We start from the raw sequence: 17336 nt of genomic DNA on the forward strand, positions 1-17336 counted from the left end.
TTCCGCGCGCACCGTCACGTCGACCTTGGGCGCGTCGGCCAGGGCATAGGGCTCGTGGAACCAGTTCCACCACACCCCCGCGGTGATCCCGACGATCAGCAGGCCACTGCCGAGCGAACCAACCAGCTTCCTCATATGCACCTTCCTTCAGTACCAGTTGGACTTGACGCGGTGAACGAGCAGTCGGTTCCCGCATACTGAGACGGCTGGCCGGCTCCGGAGCCGCTGTAGTACAGCACAGATGTACAGCAACCGTGGCGTCCGCAGCCGACCGTCACCAGCGCTCGACGACCGATTCACCAGCCCGGCAGACCTCAACGACCGTCCCGCCCAAAGTTCGCATCGAGGGGAAACTCGACGCAGGGCATCTCAGGCCGCGGGCAGGGGAAGCGCCACCCGTTGCCCCAGGCCGAACTCCTCAGCCTCGTCGTTGCTGACGACCGCGAAGGTTCCCGCAGGCACTCCGGGCAGCCTGGCCACGCGGGAAGCTGCCGCCAGGAGACGGTCTTCGCCGGCTCCGGTGATGAAGAAGACGTGGGCGCCCTCGTCCTCCTCTCCGTCGTCGAAGACCTCTACCTCGCCTTGGTCTTCGAGATCGGTCAGGAACTCCTCAAGCTCCTCGATCCATGGGAACGGGTAGGCGCCGTCCGCCAGGTTCGGCGTCGGCAGCAGCGGTACGTGGATCTCAACAACCATGGTGGGCACGGCGCCCATCCTGCCCCGGGTGCCCCCGTCTGCCCCAGCCAGGGGTGATCTACGTCAGCGATCCTGCCGAGGTTGGAAAGAGCTCACTGGTACAGCCATGCCTAAGCCCGGAGAACTGACCAGGGCCACCCTCGCTGTACAGTCCGCCCATGGACAAGGGCGCCGTGGGAACTCCCGAGCCGTGTGATTGGTGCGGCCGTCCCGGTCAGGTGATCGAGCACAGCTACTGGGAGGAGGATGGGCGTCTGGCGTATCGCGACCCGGCATTGTGCTCCGTGTGCGAACTTTTGCACGACGCCGATGTGGGCGATATCGCGGATGCCTACTACGAGCAGGTACCGGACTTCGACGTACGCCTTACAAGGTTCGAGGCCGGCCTTGCGGACCGTTGGCGCGAGAAGGTGCGCCGGGGACAGCGGCCACCCCAGGCTGCCGACGAACGACCCCCGGGCTTCGGTTACTCCTGGTCCACCGAGGCTGAAGCCGAGCTATAGGGACGGCACGCGGCTCTGGGTCCGAGAGCTCAGACAGACCCGTAGGATTCCCCTCATGGTGACTGCGACTGTCCGCGAGTGGAACGATGAGGAAGGGTGGGGAGTGCTCGACTCCCCCGAGACGCCCGGTGGCTGCTTCGGCCACTACTCCGACATCCAGGCGACCGGCTACCGCACACTGTCGCCCGGGCAGCAGGTGGACCTCACATGGGAAGCCCCCGGCTTCAAGCGGGATGGCTACGACTACCGTGCGGAAAGCATCGTGCCCCAGCCCGCCTGACATCCACACCTGACATCAACGTCGGCGAACGCTGCCACACCGAAGCGGCCACAGCCGGACCAACGACGAGCCGTTCAACGCCGTTTCCGCACCCTGCACCGCACGGTGATCGAACTCCTAAAGCGGTGCTCACCCTACGGCGAGTTCAAAGCGAGGGAGAGAAGCCGGCGGACTGGTCGAGGTGGAACGGTGATCCCGCACGCGTGGGAATCCAACCCTGCCGTAGGGCGGCCCCGATGGCGTCGGCAACCCCGGAGGGCAGTACCGGGCTGCCCGGGCGTCGGAGCCAATTGCCAGTGTGAGGCTGATTCGTGGTGACGACGAGGGTCGTCCCAGGGCGCTCCGCATGCTCCACGGCGTAAGTGCACGGCGACCAGCAGCCGTACGACCCGACGCCGCCGGGCCTGACCGATGCGGGCGTCGAGCAGGTCGCGGACGGCGTCGCAGGGGGTGTGCCGCCACGGCGGATTTCCAGGACTTCGCGGACGTCGTCGAGGTGGAGACCGAGGGCGCCCGGCGGATGAAGGTCAGCAGCTCGACGTCGGCCGGGTTGCACGCTCCGTGACGGACTGCCACAGAGGTGCGGCCGGGCCCGGGAACAGGTTCACCGGGCGTGCCTGTGCGGGCCGAGCACGATGCGCCGGCTCGGCCGGCAAGAGGAATCAGTTCCGGCCGCTGCCGCCCACGATGACCGGGGTGCCGTTGCCCGAGCCGCAGGGCACGGCGTAGACCGGGTTCTCCTTGGCCGCTTCCCTGTACGCGTCGATGCACTGGTTCATCAGAACCTTGTCGGTGAGAGAGTCGTTGAGGATCTTGTTGGCGCGGGCGATGCCCTCGGCCTCGATCTTGCGGCGCTTGGCCTCCTCTTCCGCCGTGCGGGTTGCCTCGGTGGCCCGCTCGGTGGCCTCCTTTTGCTGGATCTTGCGGTCGATCTGCTTCTGAAGGGCGTCCGAAGGCTTGACGTTGCGCAGGTTCACGGCGGTGATGTGGATACCGCGGGGCGCGAGTCGCTCCTTGATCAACTCGCCGATCTCCGCGTTGATCTTCTCCCGGGCCGAGGCGTAGCCCTGCTCGCTGGTGTAGCGGGCGAAGACGTTCCGGACGATCTCCCGGCTGTCGGGGTAGACCAGTCGCTGCTGAATAGCGTCCTCGCTCCCTGCCAGCCGGTACAGCTCTCCCGCCTTGTCCGGTGTGACCGCCCACTTCACGGTCAACTCCGCGTACATCACACCGCCCTGGGAGGACCGCACCTCGACGACATCCTTGTCGGAGAGGTTGAGGTCGACCGGACGGGTCGAGAAGGGCGTGACATCGGTGAATGGCGCCTTCAGATGCATCCCGGACGTCATCGGCGCACCCACTTTGCCGAACGTCACCGGCACGCCGACCTCGTAGGCGCTGACCACGTACACAGTGCTGGCGATGCCACAGAGCACGCTGCCGAGCAGTGCGGCGCCGGCACCCAGCCGAAGCGGGAACGAGTTTTGGGCACGGGCGACGAAGTACATCACCACGGCGGCGAGAACGAGTAGGCATGACAGTACGAGCACGGTGACTCCCCCCTGAGAGACCCTGAGCGGTACCCCCCGGTACCGCGCGCCAGTGGAGGATATGACATCCGAAGTGCGGTGAGATCAGCGGGTGTTCGCAAGCGGCGTTGCTGCCACTGCGCCGGCCTGCGTGCTGTTGTCCCGCACCTGCGTCGGCATCCTTCCCAACCACATCGCCTGGCCCGCCGCTCCGTTCCCGGTGCCCGCCGATCGCCCGTCCGTCGCCCGCCCCCCAACGCGGGAAAGGCCCGCCTGCTGGCGGATGCAGGGTGGGCGGCTTGCGGCCGAGCCAGTCGACCTGGTGGCTCTAGGATCCGCACGGCTCCAGTTCAAGGGGCCAAACGGCATGAACGATCGGCGACGGTTCTGGACGTCCACGGACGATGACCACGGTCAACTCCCGGGCCAGCTAAGCGGCTGGGAAGGTCAGGCATGGGGTTGATCGCGTTCGGGACGAAGAGGTCGCTCCGTTAGGGTGCGCTACGTGACCGACGCCCCGGCCTGGCCCGAGTACAGCCAGCCCATGAAGTTCGGCGGCTTCGTCCTCGTCAAGCGCAAGGACGATGGCCGGCGGACCTGCCGGGCGCTGTGGACGTGTACCGGTTGGCATGTCTGGTGGCGCTGGGCCGACCGGCCGGAGGAGCCGTTGGAGGCCTGCCCGATGCCCGAACTGTTCCGCTGACATCCATCGCTGGCGCCGCCATCGCCGTACCCGCCGCCTCGGCCGCCGCGGCCGTTCCTGGTCAGCGAAGTCACGATCGGAGAGTCTGGGGGCATGCTGCTGCCGCTAACCCATGGGAAGACCGAGCTCATCGAGGTCGTCCGCATCACCGACCCCGTCAGGCACCTCAGTTCGGAGGACCTGGCCGGCGTCACTGCCGCGATCTGGGAGGGAGACCAAGCCCAGCAGGCCCTGTCCCTGATCGCCGACCTACCAGGAAGTGAGCTGTACCGCTGCTTCCTCCCAGGCTGGGGAATCCGGGCGCACAGCTCCACCGCTCAGCTTTTCGAGATCGCCTTCTGCTTCCGCTGTCACGGTGCCCGCATCTGGGGGCCGGGTCCTCCTGTCGAACAACAAGGTCAGACCTCGACGCAGAGAGCCCTGCCGCACTTGAACTGCTCCACCGATTCCGCTCCTGCCTGCCGGACTGATGAACAGGGTCTCGGCAGCTTCGGGACGAAGAGGTCGCCGTGCCATAGTCGTGCCAGATGCCGGGGTCAGCAGCGGTCAACGAGGGGGGGTGGAGGGCGCTTCGGTGCCCGCCAGCTCGGCCGCCGAAGCGGCAGGTCACCGGCCCGATGCCCCACCCGCTCTCCTAAGAAGTCATCTCATTTGGCGAGTCGGCGATAACAGATGAGGGTGCAGGCGATGCTGGTGAAGGCAAGGAAGTGCTCTGCCTTGCGTTCGTAGCGACGGTGGGGCCGTCGGCAGCCGGCGAGCCAGGACATGGTGCGTTCGATGGTCCACCGGTGCCGTCCGAGCCGCTGCGAGGTCTCGACGCCTTTGCGGGCGATGCGGTGCCGGATGCCCCGCTGGGACAGCCATTTCCGCAGGTGGCGGTAGTCGCAGCCCTTGTCGGCATGGAGCTTGCCGGGCCTGCGCCGGCGGGGACCCCGGCGGGAGCGGATGGGCGGTATGCCCTTCACGAGTGGGATCAGGGCTTGGCTGTCGTGGACGTTGGCGCCCGAGATTCCGACGGGCAGGGGCAGACCGGTCCGCTCGGTGATCAGGTGGATCTTCGAGCCGTACTTGCCCCGGTCGACAGGATTCGGACCTGTCAGGTCCCCTTTTTCAGGGCCCGCATGTTCACCGAGTCGATCGCGCACCGGGACCAGTCCAGCTCGCCGCGGGCTCCGAGTTCGTCGAGGACCAGGCGGTGCAGCTTGGCCCAGACCCGGACCTTCGACCACTCGGTGAACCTGCGGTGGGCCGTCGCTCCGGACGGCCCGAACGATGCTGCGGGAAGCTGCTGCCACGTGCAGCCCGACGTCGCCACGAACACGATCGCGGCCAGCACTTCACGGTCACCGTGTCGGCGTCGGCCGCCGCCCTGAGGCCGCGATGGCGCCTCCGGCACCACTCGCTGGAACAGTTCCCACAACTCGTCCGGCACTAGCCGCTCAACAACCCCCACCATGACCAACATCCCACTGAGCCAAATGAGATGACTTCCAAAGCGGGTGTCGCAGGTTCGAATCCTGCGGGGGCACCGGCACTAACGGCCCGGACCGATCATGGTCCGGGCCGTTTTGATGGCAGCAGTGGACTGCAGGCGGCCTGGACCGCCCTCCTAGGTCGCTCGGCAGCGCCCGTATCAGGCTCCGTCTCACGCACCGCGGTTTCATGGCCGTCAACGGCAATCCGACGACCTCGACCGGCAAGTGGTAGCCCTGACTTGTACACAGGTGGCCGACTCGGGCCCCTCAGCAGGGCTGTAAGGCGCCCTGCTCAGCCGGCTCACCATAGGCCTTCGCTTGCAGTGAGTGGAGTTCGTCAGACAGTCGCCTTGGCGATGATGCGTTCCATCTCCCCTTGGCCGAAGGCCCGCAGAGTCGTGGAACGGATGTTGCCCACCCCGCCGAGATGCAGGAGTGCTGCGGTGGCAGTTTCGTCGTCGGGTGCCTCGACGACGGCCACGAGGTCGTATGGACCGACGGTCCAGTAGATGTTCAGGAGCTTCGCCCCGATCTTCTGTGCCGCTGCGCCGAAGGTCTCAGCGCGCTTCGCGGTGTCCTTGTAGTCTCGGACCCCCTGATCGGTCCAGTTCAGCAGCGTGATGTACGTCGGCATGTTCTCTCACCTTCACGAGGAACCACATCGCGAGGTCAATCCTGGACATCGGGGCTGGCACCCGCACGGGATACGCACCCGAACGAGCGATACGAGCACCTACAGGCGGTTGATCACGGTGGTCGGATCCAGGAGAGGTGCTCGCACAACAGCCACGCCGACCTGCGGTGGGACAGTTGACTGCTCCCGAGGTCCGGCCCCCGGCTACCCCGATCCACCGGTCCGCCGGAGTGCGCGTCGGGGGGCAGGCTGACATCCACGGCGCCGGGCGGAGGCGCACACCAGCGTCTCCGTCCGGTTGCCGCACCAGTCGACGGCGGCAGCCGAAGCGGACTCGGATCGAACGCCGGTGGCCGTTCGTCCATGCGGGCCTCACCCAGACGCAACCCGCCTGCGTGTCTCACTGCGTGACAACGCCCGCGGCCCATCGGCCCAGGTACGCGAGACCAGCCCAAGGTCAAGCGCTCGCCCAAGTTGCTTCAGCACGAAGAGGTCGCAGGTTGGAAACCCGCCACCCCCGACAGTGCAGTATCAGGTCAGCCACCTACTGGACGTCAGGAGGTGGCTGACCTGTTTGGCCTGCCCGTCTACGGGGCGAGCCGGGGCCTCTGGCGTTTGTCGTGGATCACTTGAGGACGTTCAGGAAGTTGGTGGCGTCGTCGACGAAGTACACGGCGTCACGATCCCGGTCGACCGCCAGGCCGAACAGCGCGCCCGCGCCGGGCGGGGTGCCGCTGTTGTCGAGCTGGCGGAAGGCCACTTGGCGGCCTGCCGGTGTGGTCTCGACGATGTTGCCGTCACCGCCGTTGACGGTCAGGATATGACCGTTGGGCGCGATGGCCAGGCCGAGGGGGCCGTTGAGCCTGCCGCCCCTGCTGACCACCCGGCCAGTGCCGGCGCTGGATTCGCGAGTCACCGCGCGCGGGATGACGGTGATCCGGTTCTTGACCGTGTCGGCGACGTAGAGCGAGCCGTCCTTGGCGAGGCCGACACCGGTCGGGCCGATCACCAGGGCCGCGGGGTCGGTCTTCTGGGCGAAGCCCGAGCCGATCTTGGTGGTCTTCAGCCGCTGCGGTGGCTTGTTGTGATGGCGCTTGAGGGTGATGCGCAGGACGGTGCCCCGGTCCACTTCGCTGCCGTCGCCCGCCACGGTGCCGTTGAGCACGTTGGTCACGAACAGGTCGGTACGGTCGCCGTAGCTCGCGGCGGTCATGTCCCACGGCCCGTTGATGCCGCCTCCGGCGAGCGTCTCGCGGACCTTGCCGTGGCTGTCCAGTACGAGCAGGCAGCCCGCCTTGGCGGTGGCGGAGGTGCCATCGGCGGTCGGGAGACTGCCGACCACCACCCACCCGCCGGGCAGGATGCTCAGGGCGGTCGTGAGACCCACACCGCCGGGGCAGCGGCCGGGCAGGTGGGCCGGGTCGATCCGGGCGAACAGCGCGGCGGTGCCGCGCGGGCTGATCTGGACCAGGGTGGTGCCCGTGCCCTGCTGGTTCTGGCTGTTGTTGAAGTTGCTGACCAGTACGTTGCCTTTGTGGAGCTTCCCGGCGTCACGCGGGACCACGGCCGTGCCGTAGGGGTTCACGTCGCCGTTCGCGGGGACCGTGGAGGCGATCTCACGCACCGTGTGCAAACGGCCGAGGAACGTCCCACCGGCCGAGGCCGCGCCTGCCGCAGAAGCCACTGAGATCACCACGGCGGCTGTCAGCGTTGACAGCCTTCGCGCCAGCGGTGACAGAAAGTTAGTCCTCATAAGCGGTACGTTAAAAGTGATGATGGGACTTGGTGCGCACGGACACGCTCTGCCTTCGGGCATTTCGCTCCACAGGCAGCCGAAGTGCGTCAACTTGGAGGACGTCGCACAGTCGGCCATTGCTACCGAGAACGGGTACGTCGTGGCCGGGGATCGGCATCCTCGCGCCCTGAGCGGCCTCCGCTGATCGCTGACGCGGACCGCCCGTTCGAACTGCTGATCGACCATCGATGCCACCACGCGGCCGCCTCGGCTTCCGTCTCGTTCAGTCGCGTTCACCTGCGTTCAGACCAGACCCGGAGTCGCCACCATGACCACAGCCAGCCGCCCATGACCGCACGCGAACGCCCCCGAACACCGCCCAGCGACCCACCGACAGACCTGGAAAGCGTGCGCCTGCGCACGGTGTGCGGACCTGATGAGTCAGGCCGCGCCGGGCAGACGGCCGCGGCGGACCCGTGCCGGACCCGTGCCAGATCGCGTAGGTAACTCGGCTCGCCAATTCAAAGTTCATCACAAGACGGTCGCGAAAACTTCATACGACCTTCACCCTCTCTCCACCTACTGCGCCAATTGACCCTGCGGCACTGGGCGCTGTCCCAGCCACGCAGCCAGCGACCGGAGGAGAGGCGCACCGACACGGCCTCACACGCCAGCAATGGCACAGAAACTGACGGCACGACGAAAGAGCCAGTACATGCGCACTCGCGGCATTCTCATCAGCAGCGTCGCGGTCTCTGTGGCGGCGATAGCTCTCGGCACCACCCCCGCTTCGGCGTCGGTCAACTTCGACCCGACCACGGGCGCCGGCTTCATCGGCAAGGGCGACGTCCAGTCCGCCCTCGGCTACAACAACGCGGCGCTTCAGAAGGCCGTCGACAGCAAGAGCCTCGCGTTCACGGCCAAGCAGCCGGCGTCCCAGTCGCTGTCACAGGAGGCCACCCAGGCCGGCGCGCAGATCGGCTCGCAGGTCGGCGTCCAGTTGGGGACCCAGACCGGCGCCCAGGTAGCCACCCAGGTCGTGTCGCAGGATCTGACCTGCACCTACACCAACGGAAACGGCACCAAGACGTTCCACCGCGACGGCGTGCGCGACGGCGAGCGCACCGGCACCCGGACCGTCTCGCACGTCGGCATCCGAGAGGGCAGCCGGGACGCCTCCCGTGAGGGCACCCGGACCGGCAGCCGAACCGGCGTCCTCACCGGCATCCTCGGTTACGACCTCAACGTCGAGGCCCGCAAGGCCAACCAGTACACCGGCTTCATCCTCAACGGCTGGAAGGGTGAGCCGTCGTACGAGACCGGGGCCACCAGCTGGAACTCCCCGGTCTCCTTCGGTGACTGGTCGTTCGGTGACTGGTCGTTCGGCAACTGGTCGTTCGGTGACTACAAGTTCGGTGAATACCGGTTCGGCGACTATGCGTTCCAGCCCGTGACCGATGTGCAGTGGGGCAAGTGGGACTCGGCTCCGGGCGAGAACCCGGACGACTGCCTGCGCAGCGCCAACGCCGGCAAGATCACGGCTCTCAGCAACGTCATCACGCCCGGCGCGATCACCGAGGGCCCCGTCACGGACGGCGCCATCATCGACGGCTCGATCACGCCAGACAGCATCACCGACGGTACGACCACGTACGGCAACATCGAGACCGGCGTAAGGACCTCCAGCGGCCCGGCCAGGCTCTTCGTCAACGACAAGGCTCTCTGAGCCGTCGCACCACAGTAGCCGCCCCCGGCCCCACTCGGTGGTCGGGGGCGGCTCCGTGCGGCGCCACTCGAGACCCACGAGCGCCGTTCAGCGGCCGCCGTCGGTGCGGCTCGCGGCAGCGGCACCTGCGTCGCCGCGAGATCGGGGATTCCTGGATCTGAGGCGCCGTACCTCCGCCCACGTCCCCACAGCCGTACAACCAACACCCCTCCTCGCAAGTCGTGATCAGGGCGGCCTCATCCGCCGTCCCGATCCTGACCAGAGGACCGAATGAACGCAGACAGACGCACGACCGCCGCGACCGCGACCGCGATCGTGCTCGCCACCGCGGGCGGCCTGCTCACCGCCGTCGCCACGCCCGCCTCCGCCGCGACCACGTGCGCCTCGCCGGTCTACAAACGGCAGTTCTTCGCGAACACCACCTTCTCCGGTACGCCGAAGAAGACCGACTGCGACTCGAAGATCGACGAGAACTGGGGCACGGGAGCCCCGGCTTCCGGCCTGCCGTCGAACTACTTCGGTGTCCGCTGGACCGTGACCCGCGACTTCGGCTCCGGCGGCCCCTTCTCCTTCCCGGTCGAAGCACGTGACGGCATCCGCGTCCACCTCGACGGTGTCCGTAAGGTCAACCTGTGGAAGGACGTCTCGACGACGGTGAAGAAGACGGTCAACGTCACCATTCCGTCCGGCACCCACACCCTCCGTATCGACTACGTCAACTGGACCGGTGCCGCCGCCGTCAAGTTCGCCTACGCGCCCCGCACCGGCGCCGCCGTGGACCGTGTCGCCCCTCTCACACCCACCGGGCTGTCGATAGCCCGTGACGCCGGCCCCGGGCGGAACGTTCTGCGCTGGTCGGCGAACAAGGAGATGGACATCGCCGGTTACCGCGTCTACCGCCGTACCCCCGACCAGACGTCCTTCGGCGCTCCCGTCGCCACGGTCACCGGCACGTCCTTCACCGACACCACCGCCGGGGGCACCACCCACCTCTACGAGGTCCGCGCCGTCGACAAGTCCGGCAACATGTCCGCCGGGACCTCCGACGTCTCGGTCACCGGGAACCCGGTCTTCCTGCGCCAGTTCTTCGCGAACACCTCCTTCTCGGGCGCGCCGAAGCGGACGGACACCGACACCGTGATCAACGAGAACTGGGGCACCAACTCGCCCGGGGTCCCCGGCGTCGGCAAGGACAACTTCGGCGTCCGCTGGCAGATCACCCGCGACTTCGGCTCCGGAGGTCCTTTCGCGTTCACCGCCTCCGGCCAGGACGGCATCCGTGTGTACCTCGACGGCGCCCGCAAGATCGACCTGTGGAAGAACGGCTCCAGCACCGTCTCCCGGACCGTCAACCTGACCATCCCGCGCGGCACCCACACCCTCCGCATCGACTACGTCAACTGGACCGGTGCCGCCGCCGTCAAGTTCGCCTACGCGCCCCGCACCAGCGCCACCGTGGACCATGTCGCCCCTCTCGCACCCACCGGGGCGAAGGTGGTGTACGACGAGGGCACCGACTCCGCCACCTTCTCCTGGGCGCCCAACAAGGAGATGGACCTCGCCTCCTACCGGGTCTACCGGCAGACCGCGGTGGGTGACTGGATCCCCATGGTCCTGACCGACAGGACCGCCTGGACCGACACCAAACTGCCCCGCAACGGCAAGCCCATCCGCTACTACATCTGCGTCACCGACCGCGCCGGGAACCTGTCCGAGAGCACACCCGTCCTGACGGTCACCCCGGTCGACACCGTCGCCCCGACGGCACCCGTCATCGCCGTGTCCCACAGGGCGAACACCCCCAGCTCTCTGAAGATCAACTGGGACGGCCGGACCGAGGAGGAGATAAGGATCGGCGGCACCATCAGCATCTACCGGTCCACCGGCGACACCCTCGGCGACAGCCCCGAACTCATCGGCACAGCGTCGAAGGACTCGTCGCCGACGTGGTCCTACGCGTACGTGGACGAACTGCCGGCGTTCGACGGCACCACCTACACCTACGCCGCCGTGGTGACCGACGCCGCCGGCAACGCGTCCCCGATGTCCGCGCCGCGTTCGGTGACCCCCGACAGCGTTCCCCCGGCCCCGCTCACCGGCCTGACCGCCACGCCCCGCGCCGACGGCGTCCTGCTGAGCTGGGACGCCCCCGCCGAGAGCGGACTGAGCTACGCCGCCACCCGCGTCGTACGGCGGCCGGACGGCAGCACCGGCTACAACAGTGACGGGTGCTCCGACGCCGTCGACCCCAAGAAGCCCACTGCCCTGCCGAACGCGATGCTGTGCGCCAGCCCGGCGGACGGCGAGACGGTGACCTTCCTCGTCGTAGCGATCGACGAGTGGGGCAACCACATCGGCCTCGACCTGGCCCCCACCGTCACCACCACCGAACTCGACAACAGGCCCGACGACGCCCTCGGCGAGGACTCCGGCACGCTCACCGTCCTCAACCCCGACGCCGTGACCAGAACCGGTCGCTTGGAGTGGGCCTGCTCCGACATGACGGCCTGCGCCGGCATCACCGAGCACCGCGTGGAGCGCTGGAACGTGACCACCAGGACGTACGAACCGGTCACCTCCATCGCCGCGGCCCCGAACCGCATCTACCGCGCCCTCGTGCGCCTGCCGCTCGGCGAGACGTCGTACTTCCGGATCACCGGCATCCTCGCCGACGGCACAACGGCCGCCGTGGTGCACTACTCGGCGGCCAGGGGCGACTACGTATGAGACGCTGCCGCTTCCGTGGTCCGGCAACGGAAGCGTTGACCGTGGTGCGCGCCGTCTCCCACCCGGGGGCGGTGCGTCTGCGGGCAGCGCACGGCTTCCGGGCGTACAGGCGTCGGCCCTCAGGGCGGCGGCCCGTACCGTCGTTGAGCTTCGCGTCCGTACTCGGCGTCACGAGCCGCAGCGGAACGTCGACGTCCGGGCGAAGGCCGTACCAAGGCGGCATCAAGTGCGCGTAAAGATTGCCGGGGGCAGGCAATGTATTGCCACCCGATCGCATGGCAATATGCAGGCCGGGGAGATCGCCGAACGAAAGCGGGGCCCGAATGAACTGGTTTGTGGGTCTCGGTATCGCGGGACTGGTCCTGCTGGTGCTCTCGCTGATCTTCGACGGGATCCTGGAAGGCCTGTTCGGCGGGGTGCTCGACGGGTTGTTCGACGGGCTGCTGTCGCTGCCGGTCATCGCCGGATTCGTGTCCATGCTCGGCTTCGGCGGCGCGATCGCGCTCGGCACCACCGGTCTGGGGGTCACGGGGGCAACGGCGATCGGCGTGGTGGCGGGCGTCGCCGCGGGCTGGTTGACGTGGAAACTCAGCCGCGTCCTGATGCGGGAGCAGGGCTCGGCCGCTCCACAGGGCGGCGATCTCGTCGGCGGCTCTGGTTCCGTGGTGACCGCTATTCCGGCCGAGGGGTACGGCGAGGTGCTGGTGTATCTCGCCGGGCAGCCACTGAAGTTGGCCGCGAAGTGTTCGGTGCCGGTGGCGCAGGGTGCCGAGGTCTGGGTGGAGTCGGTACTGTCCGCGACCTCGGTCGCGGTCCGGCCGGTCGAAGACTGACCGTCGGAGCGGCGCGCCACACCACGCGGCCCACACGCCCGCCCCTTCATCTTCCTTCATCTTCCTTCCGCGTCCGTTCCTGATCCGTTCCAATTCGCCGTCCCCCGGGGAGGGCTGAGGGGATTCCACACATGAGCCCTGTACTGATTGCCGTGATAGGAGTCGTCGTACTCCTGGTCCTGCTGGCCCTCACCGTCGTCACCCGCTACAAGGTCGCGGGTCCCAGCGAGGCGTTCATCGTCACCGGACGGCGCGGCAAGAAGTCCACCGACCCCGAAACCGGCCGCGTCTCCACCGACAACAGCGGCCAGAAGGTCGTGGTCGGCGGCGGTGTCTTCGTCGTGCCCTTCGTCCAGCAGAAGTTCACCCTCGACCTGTCCAGTCGGCACATTCCGGTGGCCGTCCGGGGCGCGGTCACGCTGCGCGGGGTGAAGGCCAACCTGGAGGGCGTCGCCATCGTCAAGGTCGGCGGCACCGAGGACTCGATCCGCGCCGCAGCCCAGCGCTTCCTCCAGCAGCAGGACGGCATCGTCGGGTTCACCCAGGAGGTGCTGTCCGGCGCGCTGCGCTCCATCGTCGGGCGGATGTCCGTCGAGGACATCATCCGGGACCGGGCCGCCTTCGCCGGACAGGTCGCGGAGGAGGCCGAGGCCAGCCTGTCCGGGCAGGGTCTGGTGCTGGACGCCTTCCAGATCCAGGACATCACCACCGAGGGCTCCTACCTGGAGGACCTCGGCCGGCCTGAGGCGGCCCGCGCCAAGCAGGAGGCCGACATCGCCGAGGCCGTCGCCCGACGCGCTTCCGAACAGGCCCGTCTCAAGGCGGAGGAAGAGATCGCGATCGCCCAGCGCACCTACGCCCTGAAGCAGGCCGAGATCAAGGCCGAGACGGACGAGGCCGCCGCCCGCGCCAACGCCGCCGGCCCGCTCGCCGAGGCCGCCCGGCAGCAGGAGGTCCTGCAGGAGCAGGAGAAGGTCGCCGCCCGGCAGGCCGCGCTGACCGACCGCGAACTGGACACCCAGGTCCGCAAGCCCGCCGACGCCGCCCGTTACCGGGCCGAGCAGGAGGCGGAGGCCCACCGCATCGCCCTGGTCAAGGAGGCCGAGGCGGCCGCTGAGCGGGCACGGCTCACCGGTGAGGGCGAGAAGGCCCACCGTGCGGCGCTCGCCGAGGCCGTTCGTATCGAGGGTGACGCCGAAGCGGCCGCGATCGCCGCCAAGGGCGCGGCGGAGGCCGACGCCATGCACAAGAAGGCAGACGCCTTCGACCGGTACGGCGACGCGGCGGTGCTCCAGATGCTGGTCGAGGTGCTGCCGCAGGTCGTCGGCAAGGCGGCCGAGCCGCTGTCGGCCGTGGACAAGCTGACCGTCATCTCCACGGACGGCGCGGGCCAACTCCCGCGCGCGGTCGCCGACAACGTCGCCCAGGGCATGGAACTCCTCAGCTCCACCACCGGCGTCGACCTCGCGAAGCTCCTCCAGGGCCTCTCCGGACGCGGCACGACGAAGATCCCGGCGCAGGTCGAATCATCGGCTCCGGCATCGGCCGAAACGTCCCACGGCAAGATCGACATCACCGAATAGAACACAGAACGGGGGGGACACCGCTGACCACGGAGCCCGGACGCCTGAGTGGCGCCCGGGCTCCGCTGTTTCCCGGCCCTCCTGCACCGCAGGCTGTGCCTGAGGAACGCTCGATGAGTTGACCCGCGCGCGATGCCCCGGTGCCGCCCAGGTCAGCGTCTCCCTCTGTTACTTGTCCGCTCGGTAGAGCTGGATGTCCCTGTTGACGAAGAGGTGGACGTAGCCGCACCGCCAGCAGATCAGCCCGGTGGCGCTCTCGTTGGCCCAGGCCAACTTCATGAACTCCATGCCGGTGCTGTTGAGCAGGACTTCCCGCTCTCGGAACAGGTCTCCTTGGCAGACCTGGCAGGTGAGCCAGACTTCCCCCAGTGCTGCACGTACCGGCTTTGCCATCGAGTGAACGCCCCCGTCCTTGCCGTGCTGACGGAACGAGACTACGAGGCAGTCCGAGCCGTGCACAGCCGGGCCCTTCGGTCAGGCGGTGACGGTGAAGCCGTGCTTCTTGCCGAGCTTGGTGAGGGAGTCCTTGCCGGGGATGCCGTCGGCGGGCTCGCCGGGCTTGCGGCCGCGGTACCCGCACCGCTCCTGCCAGCCGCTCATGGCGTCCTTGGTGGCCGTGCCGTAGTGGCCGTCCAGGTAGGTCTTGGCGAGCAGGCCCTCGTTGACGAGAGCGGCCTCCACGGTGCGCACCCCGGCGTAAGTGACAGGCGTGCCCTTCGCGGCCGGGTTCGACTTCGCCGCGGCGATCAGCTTGGACAGCGACACCTTCGGCTTGGCCGGCGCGGGCGGCTTGGTGGTGGGCGGCTTGGTGTCGAGCCGCTTCGCGACGCGGTCGAGGACCTGCTCCCAGTCCATACCGGGCCCGCGCGGGTCGACCTTGCCGGGCTGCCAGTCCAGGTGCCGCAGCGCCGACCGGGCGCCCCACCCGTGCTGCCGGCAGATCGCGGCCGTCACGCGGACGATGGCCTCGATCTGCTCGGTCGGCCACGGGTCCTTGTCGTCACCGAGGTTCTCGCACTCGAAGCCGTAGAAGGCCCGGTTGCCGTCGACGGTGGCCTCGTCGTCGACGGGCGGCCGCCGCTCTGCGATGACCGCGGACAAGACGTCCGGGTCTCCCAACCCCGCGTGGTTGGCGCGGCCCCAGCCGACCACGTGCACGCGCCCGTCCTTGGCGATCATGCCGTGGCAGAGCGGGCCGGGCAGTCCTGCGTACCCGTCGCGCACGATCTTCACCGTGTTCGCCGTGCCCTTGGTGACGGTGTGGTGGATCATCACCCCGTGCACCGGACCCCACGGGCCCTTCGCGTTGCGGTTGTGGTTCTTCCAGTCGCCGACCTCGACGACGGTCACGCCCTCAGCCTTCAGGGCCATGAGGAACTGGGCAGCAGTAAGTGGCGTGGCCACGGGTACCTCCAGGTGTGAGAGACGACGGTGATCCAGATGCGGTCGCCGGCGGCAAAGACCTGAAGGATCGTCCCCGGATACGGCGACCGCCGCTGTCGGATTGCCAACGTAGGCGCTCACGTCCGCGTTTGACCCGGAAATGCAGTTGGTGATCAACGGGTTGGCGTCGGGCGATGCTTGACCGGATGTGTGCGCACGGTGGAGTTGGAGGGGGACATCCTGCGGGTCACGTTCGACCCCGAATCCCTGGAAGCCCTGTTCCTGGACGACCCGGTGGTCGAGGTGTTCAGGACGCCCGCAGGAAGGCCGATCGCGCCGCCTTGCCGAGGTACGTGAAGCGCGTGTCGCCCGCGACGTGCTTGTCGAGCGCTTCTTTGATGCCCGGCCACTTCGGGTCGCGGTAGTCGTCGAGGACGACGATCCCGCCGGGTGCCGCGATCTCCTCCGCCCACTCCAGGTCCTTGGCGACGCCCTCGGCCGAGTGGTCGCCGTCCACGATGATCACGCCGTAGCGGCGGTCGGAGACGGCCGCGCGGGTCTCGGGGTCCTCCGAGAAGCCCCGCTGGATCCGGGCGGCGACGCCCGCGGGGCCGGCCAGCGCCAGATTCGTCCGGACGGCGTGCTCGTCGACCGGCGTGCCCGTGGGGTCGGGCCGCTGCTCGGTGCCGGGCTGCAGCTGCACGCCGGCGAAGGGGTCGACGATGGTCAGGCTCGGGCTGCGGCCGTCGCGCTCCAGCATCCGGATGAGTCCGGCGGAGAACATGCCGTACAGCGTGCCGATCTCCAGTACCTCGTCGTTGGGCGGGTCGAGCAGCGGTATCGAGCCGAGCTTGCCGCAGATGTTCATGGTGCCGCCCGCGATCCGGCCCACGCCCAGCGACTCCAGTGCGACCAGCAGCCGGTAGGCCGCGGTGACGTTGCGCTCGGCCGCCTGGCGGTCGCCGCCGCCGAGCGCCGCGACCTCGGCCTGGAGACGGTCCATGGCGCCGGGCACGACGATCCGGGAGACGCCGCGGGCGCGGGGGCCGACCAGCAGGTCGAAGGTGTACTGATGCTGTCTCAGCACCTGGATGTCGCGCTGGAGCTCTTCGTTCTGCGCCTGCGACCGGGCGACGGCGGAGCGGACCTGCCGCTCGATCCGCTTGTCGAGCAGCTCGGCGACGGGACGGAGCAGGCGCCGGGAGGCCGAACTGCGAAGCAGGGAGCGGCTTTTCATGAAACCGATGACCTCAATCATCTCGCGACGAATTGACCCGGGTCAGCACGGATCACAGGTAAGGAAAGAAAGGCTAGGCGTGTCCCTTTCGGACGGAAGGCCACGGAGTCGTCCGGCGGGAGAACTTCTGCCGAACTCCGCATTACGGTGATGTGGAGACAGGATGCAAAGGACGTTCACCCGGACGATGACCCGCCCCGGAGCAAGCGCGTCTTTCCTGCGACGTGCACGGCCGCCTCCGCGCCGAACCGGTACGGCCCCGCGGGTCGGGAGCCGTACCGGTTCGGCTCGG

15 protein-coding genes are annotated in these 17336 nt (G+C 68.3%); 7 read left to right on the plus strand and 8 right to left on the minus strand.

Annotated elements, in window-relative coordinates; all coding sequences use genetic code 11:
- Nucleotides 1-369: 369 nt before the first annotated feature.
- Nucleotides 370-714: a hypothetical protein gene (locus ABZ818_RS08950; protein ID WP_361412488.1), complete on the minus strand. Its 345-nt coding sequence runs from the start codon at nucleotides 712-714 to the stop codon at nucleotides 370-372.
- Between the two features lie 140 nt (nucleotides 715-854).
- On the opposite strand from ABZ818_RS08950, the gene ABZ818_RS08955 reads away from it, so the two are divergent.
- Nucleotides 855-1199: a hypothetical protein gene (locus tag ABZ818_RS08955; RefSeq protein ID WP_361412490.1), complete on the plus strand. Its 345-nt coding sequence runs from the start codon at nucleotides 855-857 to the stop codon at nucleotides 1197-1199.
- A 55-nt stretch (nucleotides 1200-1254) separates the two neighbouring features.
- A complete protein-coding gene (locus ABZ818_RS08960; protein WP_361412492.1) occupies nucleotides 1255-1479 on the plus strand; it encodes a cold shock domain-containing protein in 225 nt (74 codons plus the stop codon).
- 662 nt (nucleotides 1480-2141) lie between these two features.
- On the opposite strand, the gene ABZ818_RS08965 is transcribed toward ABZ818_RS08960, so the two are convergent.
- The gene (locus tag ABZ818_RS08965) at nucleotides 2142-3029 is read right to left on the minus strand and encodes a prohibitin family protein (RefSeq protein ID WP_361412494.1); all 888 of its coding nucleotides are present in this window, start codon (nucleotides 3027-3029) and stop codon (nucleotides 2142-2144) included.
- Nucleotides 3030-3513: 484 nt separating this feature from the next.
- On the opposite strand from ABZ818_RS08965, the gene ABZ818_RS08970 reads away from it, so the two are divergent.
- Nucleotides 3514-3711, plus strand: a complete 198-nt coding sequence (locus tag ABZ818_RS08970; protein ID WP_361412496.1) for a dehydrogenase — start codon at nucleotides 3514-3516, stop codon at nucleotides 3709-3711.
- Between the two features lie 647 nt (nucleotides 3712-4358).
- Here ABZ818_RS08970 and ABZ818_RS08975 read toward each other — a convergent pair.
- The 3 genes from ABZ818_RS08975 to ABZ818_RS08985 all read right to left on the minus strand — a co-directional run bounded on the left by ABZ818_RS08975 (nucleotide 4359) and on the right by ABZ818_RS08985 (nucleotide 7504).
- A protein-coding gene (locus ABZ818_RS08975) for an IS5 family transposase (protein WP_361412498.1) occupies nucleotides 4359-5176 on the minus strand; the annotation gives its coding sequence in 2 pieces (ribosomal slippage) (nucleotides 4359-4820 and nucleotides 4823-5176; 816 coding nt in all).
- 347 nt (nucleotides 5177-5523) lie between these two features.
- A complete protein-coding gene (locus tag ABZ818_RS08980) occupies nucleotides 5524-5820 on the minus strand; it encodes a GYD domain-containing protein (protein WP_361412500.1) in 297 nt (98 codons plus the stop codon).
- Nucleotides 5821-6445: 625 nt separating this feature from the next.
- Complete coding sequence (locus tag ABZ818_RS08985) at nucleotides 6446-7504, minus strand: hypothetical protein (protein WP_361412502.1); 1059 nt, start codon at nucleotides 7502-7504, stop codon at nucleotides 6446-6448.
- A gap of 766 nt (nucleotides 7505-8270) precedes the next feature.
- Between ABZ818_RS08985 and ABZ818_RS08990 the strand changes: the two genes are divergently transcribed.
- The 4 genes from ABZ818_RS08990 to ABZ818_RS09005 all read left to right on the plus strand — a co-directional run bounded on the left by ABZ818_RS08990 (nucleotide 8271) and on the right by ABZ818_RS09005 (nucleotide 14424).
- Complete coding sequence (locus ABZ818_RS08990; protein ID WP_361412504.1) at nucleotides 8271-9281, plus strand: hypothetical protein; 1011 nt, start codon at nucleotides 8271-8273, stop codon at nucleotides 9279-9281.
- 270 nt (nucleotides 9282-9551) lie between these two features.
- A complete protein-coding gene (locus ABZ818_RS08995) occupies nucleotides 9552-12008 on the plus strand; it encodes a PA14 domain-containing protein (protein ID WP_361412506.1) in 2457 nt (818 codons plus the stop codon).
- A gap of 323 nt (nucleotides 12009-12331) precedes the next feature.
- A complete protein-coding gene (locus ABZ818_RS09000) occupies nucleotides 12332-12841 on the plus strand; it encodes a hypothetical protein (RefSeq protein WP_361412508.1) in 510 nt (169 codons plus the stop codon).
- 131 nt (nucleotides 12842-12972) lie between these two features.
- A complete protein-coding gene (locus tag ABZ818_RS09005) occupies nucleotides 12973-14424 on the plus strand; it encodes an SPFH domain-containing protein (RefSeq protein WP_361412510.1) in 1452 nt (483 codons plus the stop codon).
- Between the two features lie 168 nt (nucleotides 14425-14592).
- Here ABZ818_RS09005 and ABZ818_RS09010 read toward each other — a convergent pair whose 3' ends face one another.
- The 3 genes from ABZ818_RS09010 to ABZ818_RS09020 form a co-directional block, all read right to left on the minus strand.
- Nucleotides 14593-14817 carry a hypothetical protein gene (locus ABZ818_RS09010; RefSeq protein ID WP_361412512.1) on the minus strand — a complete coding sequence of 75 codons (225 nt, stop codon included), beginning with the start codon at nucleotides 14815-14817 and terminating at the stop codon, nucleotides 14593-14595.
- An 81-nt stretch (nucleotides 14818-14898) separates the two neighbouring features.
- Nucleotides 14899-15828, minus strand: coding sequence for a peptidoglycan recognition family protein (locus ABZ818_RS09015; RefSeq protein ID WP_361412514.1), 930 nt, complete (start codon nucleotides 15826-15828; stop codon nucleotides 14899-14901).
- Between the two features lie 286 nt (nucleotides 15829-16114).
- Nucleotides 16115-17044, minus strand: coding sequence for a class I SAM-dependent methyltransferase (locus ABZ818_RS09020; RefSeq protein WP_361412516.1), 930 nt, complete (start codon nucleotides 17042-17044; stop codon nucleotides 16115-16117).
- Between the last annotated feature and the right edge of the window lie 292 nt (nucleotides 17045-17336).

The sequence above is a fragment of the Streptomyces sp. NPDC047453 genome, from assembly GCF_040643155.1.
Taxonomy (GTDB): Bacteria; Actinomycetota; Actinomycetes; order Streptomycetales; family Streptomycetaceae; genus Streptomyces.